Source organism: Saccharopolyspora antiqui, assembly GCF_052246905.1.
Taxonomy (GTDB): domain Bacteria; phylum Actinomycetota; class Actinomycetes; order Mycobacteriales; family Pseudonocardiaceae; genus Saccharopolyspora.
The window spans coordinates 1-7,959 of record NZ_JBQQBO010000051.1 but is presented as its reverse complement, the minus strand read 5'-3'; the positions used below and the strand labels follow the sequence as shown (position 1 = coordinate 7,959).

Here is a 7,959-nt window from a genome sequence, read left to right as displayed (position 1 = left end):
GTTTTGCCACTCACGACCCCCAGACCGGGCCGGTGCGGCGTACACGCCCCCGACAGAGCGCCGCAGCGGCCCACCCCGGTGACCGGGCGCGAAACCAACCCCTCCCGCCCGCGTCCGGTCACCGGCACCACCCCGCCTGCCCGAGGAGAATTTCGTGTGCCGGTCCACGGAGGACGAGGTTGATGGGACTGCTGTCCGGGCTGGGTGCTGGGTGGCGTTCGGATACCAGAACCACGTGATCCCGGTTGAGGATCCGCGTCGGGAAGGGCGCGAGCTGATCGCGTGCTGCGGTGTGATGACGGCACCGGAGGACCTCGGCGCCCGCGACGGCCGCCCGACCTGCTCGGTCTGCGCGGCAGAGGCGCGAAGCGGACGGATCGAATTGCGGCCCGCGGCTTTCGACTGAACGTCCTGCCCCGGGCCGAGGCCCGCGCGGTGACATCTGACAAGCGGAACGGGCCGCGCACCAGCTTTCGGTGCGCGGCCCGTTTGCCCAGGCGATATCAGCGAATGCTGCTCACTCGCCGAAGACCGGTGGGGCGACCTTGGGCAGGCCGAGCTCGTCCCACGCCTCGTCGGTGTCGACCCAGTACTTGTTCTCGTGCTCCAGGTCTTCTTCGCCTTCCTTGCCCTGGCCGCGACCAGCAGCACCGCCCATGGCGCCCGACGCGCCGCCACGACCCGAAGCACCGGCAGCGCCACCGGCGCCACCAGCACCGGAGCCGAGGCCGCCAACGCCAGCGCGTCCACCGGCACCCAGGCCGCGGCCGTCAAGACCACCGGCACCACGACCAACGCCCGCTCCGCCACCAGCACCGAGACCACCGGCGGCGAAGGCGCCACCCAGCCCACCGCCACCAGTGGCGGGGCTGCCCGCGCCAGGACCGGTGCCGGTGCCAGGACCGGTGGGCAGTCCGGTACCGGGCTGCGGGGTCGACCACTGCGAGCTGCTCTGCGACGGAGACTGGGTGTAGCCGCCGACGTCACCGCTGCCGTGGCTGGCGCCACCACCCGACGCGCCGCCGCCCGAGGCGCCACCACCCGAGATGCCACCGACACCCGACGTGCTGCCGCCGCCCGAAACACCGCCGCCACCGATGCCGGAACCGGTCGGCATGCTGCCAACCGTCGGATTCGTACCCGTGGTGCCCGGGCCCGCGTCGTAGGCCATTTCCGGGGCCTTCGGGTAGAACGCGAGGCTCTGCGAAACGTTGCGCGTGCTGTCGGAGTAGTTGTTGTAGTACTGCTTGGCTTCCTCGGCCTTCTCGGTGGCCTCGCGTTCCTGCTTCTGCAGGTCCGTCTCACCACCGACCAGCCAGGCGCCGCCCTTTTCCAGCAGGTTGTCGGTCGCCGTGACCTTCACCGGCTCGGGCATGCTGTTCTTGACCTGGCTGAAGTTCTGCACCTGCTGCTCAGCCGAATCACCGACGGAGGTCGAAACGTCTTTGGCGTCCCGGATGTATTCCGTCATCGGAGCAAGGCTGCTGCCGTGCTCCTCGGCGGCTTGACCGGTCCAAGCGACCCCGGCCTTGGCGTTGGCTTCGTCGAGCAGAGCAGCGACGGCGTCGAAATCATCGGCGATGCTCGATTTCCAGCTCTGGACGCTGTTGACCAGCATGTCCGTACCACGGCCGCCGTGGATCTGCTGGTACTTCTCGGGGTGGTTGAAGCCCACCTGCTGCATGATCTCGTCCGTGTTACCACGGTCGGATTCACGCGTGAGCAGGTAACCACCGACGAGGAACGGCAGAACCATGGTGACACCCCCTTGTCAGTAATGATCGTGGTATGCGGACGCGATCAGGCATCCGGGATGTTCTTCAGGACTTCGCTGGAGATCTTCTCGGCGTACCCGCACGGATCGTCCATTTCCGGCGTGCCCCCGGAGTTCTTGAAGTAGTTGATCTCAACCGATTGATCGTCGGCGATGGCGAGTTCGACCTTGCAGAGATCGCTCTGCTCGTCGATCCGCCCTCCCTGGTAACCGTCGACCTGCGTGGGCTTGAAGTTGTCGCTCGACGAGGCGTCTTGGGTGAGCCGTTCCAAACCGCCGAACTTCGTGTTGATGGCGACGTAGGCAGAGAACGGCTCACTTTGGAAGTGGCACTGGGATTCGCCGTACTGCGACGTGCTTTCTTCGGGAGCCTGGCTTCCGGTAGCGCCGAGCTGCGTCAGCTGATCGGCGGTCAAGAGCTGACAAGCGTTGGTGATCGCCTTGAGGTTCTTCGGATTCTCCACCTGCGGAGCGGCTGATGCCGAAGCAGTTGGTTCATCGCTCGATGCCGAAGGGGGAGTGGTCGACCCGCCCGGAGAACACGCAGCAGCGCCAAGAAGGGCGAGCAGTGACACAGCGGTCAAAGTTGCGCGACGTAGCACGTGAATTCTTCCTTAAACCTGGCGGGCAGTGGCGGCTTCGTCGGTGCTCTGGTAGGTGCCCTGAGCAGCCTTCAGCTGGTCGATCTGTGCTTGCAGGCGCTTGCGGGCATCGTTGACGGCCCAGGAGAGGCATCCCTCGTTGTTCCCAGCCATCTCGCCCAAGGAGTTCGCCAATTTCTCGCTGACCTCGTCCTCGCCGGGAGGTGCCACCTTCCGGAGCTGCTGAGCCTTCATCAGGATCTGCTCAAGCTTCTCGACAGCGTCCTCGTACTTGGCGATCAACCCCGGGATCTGTTCGATGTCGACGGAGAACGATGCCGCCGTCGCGGTGCCGCCCGAGTTGATCGCGGTGTGAACGACCGCCATCCGCTTGGCCGAGTCCACCGCAGTGACGATTCCGTCGAAGAATGCCACCTCGCTACCCCCTCGTCTGCTGGATCAGGTGCACGTCGCGCTTAGCTTGCCAGGTCCTAGTTCGGCCACGCATGGGTGTGACGAAGCCCAGCCGCAATCCGTTCCCGATCCGTGCCCGAATTGCTCCGAACGGCCTATCGCCAGGCTGCTTCGCGCTGGGTCTTCGTCGTAAGTTCGCCGAGCACTCGGGTGAAGGTGCTCACGTCCGCACCTGCGAACATGCGCTGCGCGCCGCTGTTGTAGACCGCTGTGCGGCCGATCTGCAGGTCGATGATGCGGATCGTCTGGTCACCCCGGAACTCCTTGCGGCGGTCGTCCCAGATCGTGACGCCAACCTCACCGAGCCCCAGCCGCGGGCCGTCCAGCAGTTGCGTCATCTTGCGGAAAGCGCTGATGTTCACCCCGCGTGCCCGCAGGCTCTGCTCGATGGCCTGCGGATCGTCGCCGCGACGGCGCACCTCGGTCATGGCGGCGCGCATCTCGGCCAGGTCGACGCTCAGCGGCGGGCGGATGCGCGCGGGCGTGCGTTCGGGGAGCACGGACACCAGCGCCGGGATCGCGTCGCTCGGATGCACCGGCTCCAGGATGATCCGGTCGTCGTCGACGACGGTGCGCACCGCGGTCTTGCCGACCTTCGACACGGCCGCCCGCAGTTCGGTGCCCTGCTTCGCGGAGAACCGCAGGTCGTACTCGACCGTCGCGTGCGGGTAGATGCCCAGCACCTCCAGGACGCGTTCGTTCACCCCGCCGGGGTTGATCAGGCCGCGGTCGCGGATCCGCTGCTCGGCCGCCTCGAATTCGCCGGGTATGTCTTTGATGGTCGTCCCGTAGTTGCTGTACGAGGCGATCATCGGGATGCGGCTGAGCCCGGCGCGTTCGGCCAGGATCGCGAATTCGAGTCGGTCAACGTCGAGCTTGGACACTGGTGCTGCGCTCCCGGGTTATGAAGCGGCGAGTTATGAAGCGGCGAGTTATGAAGCGGCGGGTTATGAAGCGGCGAGTCGAGTCGGTTCGACTGTGCAGACTAGCCCTCGGTGGGGCCGATCAGAGCCGGATCCGCCAAGCTCAGCTGTCCAGTCCGGACAGCCCCTGCCAGGCGCCGCGCGCGCCGCGGCGGGCTGCCGAGCGCTGCCAGCGGAACACCCCGTAGCCGATGACGCCGAGCGCGCTACCGGCCACGCAGGTCCAGAACTGGATGTCCCAGCTGCCGTCGGCCCAGTCGCGGATGCCGAACAGGATCGTCCCGACGAACCACAGCCCCGTGCCGAACAGCACCACCGGGGTCGGGTCCACGAGCCTGCGCGGCAGATGCGGGACCGGTCGGTGACCGGCTGCTGAGGGGGTGGATTCGCTGTCCTGTGCCACGTCAGGCAGGCTACTCCCGGTGATGGACGCCCGCGTGGGTGCGATTGGGAAGCAGTGATGGTGGATCGGACCGCAACCAAGAAGTCGTTGCTGGACAGCTATTTCAAGATCACCGAGCGCGGGTCCTGCGTCGGCCGGGAGGTTCGTGGCGGCGTCGTCACCTTCGTCACCGTCGCCTACATCGTCGTGCTCAACCCGTTGATCCTCGGCAGCTACTCGGCCGACGACGCCGGGGCCAAGCGCGATGTGCTCGGCAACATCCTGCCGGTTTCGCAGGTCGCGGCGACGACCGCGCTGGTCGCGGGCGTGATGACGATTCTGTTCGGGCTGATCGCCAACTACCCGTTCGCGATCGCCGCTGGGTTGGGCATCAACACGCTGCTGGCGGTGACCATCGCGCCGCAGGTCACTTGGCCGGAGGCGATGGGCCTGGTGGTGGTGGACGGCATCGTCATCCTGGTGCTGGTCGCGACCGGTTTCCGCACCGCGGTGTTCAACGCGGTGCCGCCCGAGCTCAAGGCCGCGATCGCGGTCGGCGTCGGTGTGTTCATCGCCTTCGTCGGCCTGGTCGACGCCGGGTTCGTGCGGCGGTTGCCGGATGCGGCCAACACCACGGTGCCGGTGGGGCTGGGCATCGACGGCTCGATCGCCTCGTGGCCCACCGCGGTTTTCGTGTTCGGGCTGGTGCTGACCGCGGTGTTGGTGGCCCGGCAGGTGAGGGGCTCGATCCTGATCAGCGTGGCGGTCACCACAGTTCTGGCGATCGTGATCGAGTGGATCTTCCACCCGGGCCCGTCGAAGGGCACCGATGTATACGGCTGGAACCTGGGCTATCCGGCGGTTCCGGAGCAGATCATGGGGCTGCCGGACCTGTCGCTGGTCGGCGAGATCTCCTTCGGCGCGTGGACCCGACTGCCCGCGCTGGCCGCCGCGATGCTGGTGTTCACGCTGGTGTTGGCGAACTTCTTCGACGCGATGGGCACCATGACGGGGCTCGGCAAGGAAGGCGGCCTCACCGATCAGCAGGGCAACCTGCCGGGCATCGGCAAGGCGCTGGCCGTCGAAGGCCTCGGCGCGGTCGCCGGTGGGGTGGGGTCGGCGAGTTCCAACACCGTGTTCGTGGAGTCGGCGTCCGGCATCGCGGAGGGGGCGCGCACCGGGCTGGCGAACGTGATCACCGGGTTGTTGTTCCTGGCGGCGATGTTCTTCACCCCGCTCTACCAGGTAATTCCGGTGGAGGCGGCGGCTCCGGCGCTGGTGGTGGTCGGGGCGATGATGCTCACCCAGATCCGGCAGATCGATCTGTCCGACTTCAGCATCGCGCTACCGGCGTACCTGACGATCGTGGTCATGCCGTTCACGTACTCGATCGCCAACGGCATCGGTGCGGGGTTCATCAGCTACGTGCTGCTGCGGGTGTTCACCCGCCGGGCCCGCACGGTCCACCCCTTGATGTGGGTCGTTTCGGCGGCGTTCGTGCTCTACTTCGCCGCTGGCCCGCTGAGCGCCGTCTTCGGCGTCTGACCTGGTCTGGACCCATTCGGTCGTGCGTCGATTGGGTTGCGATGGGAGACCTGGGAGTGCCGTCTCAGTAGGCTGGACGGCTACTGATCTGCCAGATCAGTTTGTCCGATTCCCCTAGATAGTTTGGTAGACTAACGACGTGTCCGATATCGCGGAGCGCGAGCGCACCCTGGCGAGTCGGCTGCGGCTCGCGGTCGTTCGCCTGAACCGGCGGCTGCGCGCGCAGAGCAACGACTCGACGATCACGCTGTCCCAGCTGTCGGCGCTGTCCTGTCTGCACAAGACCGGAGCGATGACGCCGGGCGAGCTGGCGGCCCGAGAAGGCGTCCAGCCGCCGTCCATGACCAGGGTGATCGCTGCCCTGGAAGAAGCCGGGCTGGTCGCGCGCCGGGCGCACCCCACCGATGGTCGCCAGGCCATCGTGGAACTGACCGAGGCTGGTCATGCCCGCGTCGACGAAGAGGTCTCGATCCGGGAGCGCTGGCTGGACCAGCAGCTCGCGGACCTCGGCGAAGAAGAACGGGCGGTGCTGTTCCATGCCGCCGAGATCATCGACCGATTGGCCAGTCGATGATTCGAACTCATTGAGAGGCGGTACGTAGGAGCGTGGTTGACCAATCCCGATCGCGCGCAGGAATCGGCCCCAGCGGGGATTCGGTCAACCAACCTCCATCGTCCACATCGGACAGTTTGGACTCCGGCGGCGGTATGTTCCGCTCGCTGCGAGAACGCAACTACCGCTTCTACGCCGCAGGTCAGGTCGTATCGCTGACCGGTACCTGGATGCAGCGCGCGGCGCAGGACTGGCTGGTGCTGGAACTTTCCGGGAGCAGTCCGGCCGCGCTCGGCGTGGCGGTCTCGCTGCAGTTCATCCCGACGCTGCTGCTGACCCTGTGGGCGGGTGTCGTCGCCGATCGCTTCGACAAGCGGCGTGTGCTGATCGGCACCCAGAGCGCGCTCGGCGCCTGCGGATTCGTGCTGGGGGCGCTGAACGTCACCGGAGTCGTGCAGCTCTGGCACGTCTACGTGCTGTGCTTCGTGCTCGGGTGCTTCTCGGCGGTGGACGCGCCGGTGCGGCAGTCGTTCGTCGTGGAGATGGTCGGGCCTGCGCAGCTCACCAATGCCGTCGCGCTGAACTCGATGAACTTCAACCTGGCCCGCATCGTCGGCCCGGCCATCTCGGGCCTGCTGATAACCGCGATCGGCACCGGCTGGGTGTTCCTGATCAACGGCGTCAGTTCGGTCGCCGTCGTCCTCGGGCTGGCGATGATGGATCCCGCGGCGCTGCACCGGGTGACGATGCCACCGAAGGAGCGCGGCCAGCTGCGGGCCGGACTGCGGTATGCGCGCGGGCGACCGGATCTGATCGTGGTCATGGTGTTGGCGTTCTGCGTCGGCACCTTCGGGATGAACTTCGAGAGCACCCTCGCGGTGCTCGCGCGCAACGTCTTCGGTCGCAACGCCGACGGCTACGGCCTGCTGGTCACCATGCTGGCGGTGGGGACGCTGACCGGGGCGGCGCTGGCCGCTCGGCGCAGCGGTCGCGGGCGTCCGCGACTGCGGCTGTTGCTGGTGGGTGCGGCCGTCTTCGGCGTGCTGGAGGCGACGGCGGCGCTGATGCCGACCTACGAGCTGTTCGCGGTGGCGTTGATCCCGGTCGGCGTCGCCATCATGACCTTCACCACTAGCGCGAACTCGACCGTCCAGCTGGGCGTGGATCCCACCATGCGCGGTCGGGTCATGGGCCTGTACATGCTGCTGTTCCTGGGCGGAAAACCGCTGGGTGGACTGGCTTCCGGGTGGCTCGCCGAGGTGTTCGGACCGCGTTGGCCGGTCTTGCTCGGCGGGCTGGCGTCGCTGGCCGCCGCGCTCGCCGGGGCCGCGGTGCTGGCGTGGCGGCGGAAGTCGAGGGTTGCCCAATCTGACAGGTTAGGCTAACCTAAATCTCGTCCGCTTCGTGGTGGGAGCGGCAGTCAGTTCGGGAACAGATCGGGCCCCGGTCTCCTGCGGGAGGCCGGGGCCCGGTCACGTTCAAGACTTCGGGGCCCCTCCCAGAGGAAGGGCCCCGAAGCGTCGGCAGTGGGGCTTGTCGGAGCACTCACCACCGAGTCCTGGAGGTTGGGAGACCCGACGCGCGGCAGCCAGGTGGCTAGCTGGCGATTTCGCGCGAAATCGGCGCTTCCCAAGAGCAGCGACCAGCGATTTCGCGCGAAATCGCCATCACGCGGTAGGCAACCGCAGACCGTTGTAACCCGCACGAGCATCCGCGAAACGCCGCGA

The 7,959-nt window shown here is 67.1% G+C and carries 9 protein-coding genes; 4 read left to right on the top strand and 5 right to left on the bottom strand.

The features are described 5' to 3' along the window. The first annotated feature begins 235 nt into the window (after positions 1-235). Entirely contained in the window at positions 236-406 is a 171-nt protein-coding gene (locus ACTWQN_RS37885) for a hypothetical protein (RefSeq protein ID WP_443208507.1), read from the top strand. Between the two features lie 111 nt (positions 407-517). Here the strand turns inward: ACTWQN_RS37885 and ACTWQN_RS37880 are convergent, their stop codons facing one another. The 5 genes from ACTWQN_RS37880 to ACTWQN_RS37860 form a co-directional block, all read right to left on the bottom strand. After that, entirely contained in the window at positions 518-1,756 is a 1,239-nt protein-coding gene (locus ACTWQN_RS37880) for a PPE domain-containing protein (protein ID WP_443208506.1), read from the bottom strand. Between the two features lie 44 nt (positions 1,757-1,800). Beyond that, positions 1,801-2,349 (bottom strand): DUF3558 domain-containing protein, encoded by a 549-nt coding sequence (locus tag ACTWQN_RS37875; protein ID WP_443208505.1) that lies wholly within the window; start codon positions 2,347-2,349, stop codon positions 1,801-1,803. Between the two features lie 39 nt (positions 2,350-2,388). Then, the gene (locus ACTWQN_RS37870) at positions 2,389-2,790 is read right to left on the bottom strand and encodes a PE domain-containing protein (RefSeq protein WP_443208504.1); all 402 of its coding nucleotides are present in this window, start codon (positions 2,788-2,790) and stop codon (positions 2,389-2,391) included. A 134-nt stretch (positions 2,791-2,924) separates the two neighbouring features. Further along, positions 2,925-3,713, bottom strand: a complete 789-nt coding sequence (locus tag ACTWQN_RS37865) for an ESX secretion-associated protein EspG (RefSeq protein WP_443208503.1) — start codon at positions 3,711-3,713, stop codon at positions 2,925-2,927. 142 nt (positions 3,714-3,855) lie between these two features. Continuing rightward, positions 3,856-4,155, bottom strand: a complete 300-nt coding sequence (locus ACTWQN_RS37860) for a DUF2530 domain-containing protein (protein ID WP_443208502.1) — start codon at positions 4,153-4,155, stop codon at positions 3,856-3,858. A gap of 60 nt (positions 4,156-4,215) precedes the next feature. Here ACTWQN_RS37860 and ACTWQN_RS37855 point away from each other — a divergent pair, with 60 nt between their 5' ends. The 3 genes from ACTWQN_RS37855 (at position 4,216) to ACTWQN_RS37845 (ending at position 7,617) form a co-directional block, all read left to right on the top strand. Further along, entirely contained in the window at positions 4,216-5,679 is a 1,464-nt protein-coding gene (locus ACTWQN_RS37855) for an NCS2 family permease (protein WP_443208501.1), read from the top strand. A 139-nt stretch (positions 5,680-5,818) separates the two neighbouring features. Continuing rightward, on the top strand, positions 5,819-6,253 hold the full coding sequence (locus ACTWQN_RS37850; RefSeq protein WP_443208500.1) for a MarR family winged helix-turn-helix transcriptional regulator: 435 nt from the start codon (positions 5,819-5,821) through the stop codon (positions 6,251-6,253). A gap of 134 nt (positions 6,254-6,387) precedes the next feature. Further along, positions 6,388-7,617: an MFS transporter gene (locus ACTWQN_RS37845; RefSeq protein WP_443208499.1), complete on the top strand. Its 1,230-nt coding sequence runs from the start codon at positions 6,388-6,390 to the stop codon at positions 7,615-7,617. Positions 7,618-7,959 lie beyond the last annotated feature (342 nt).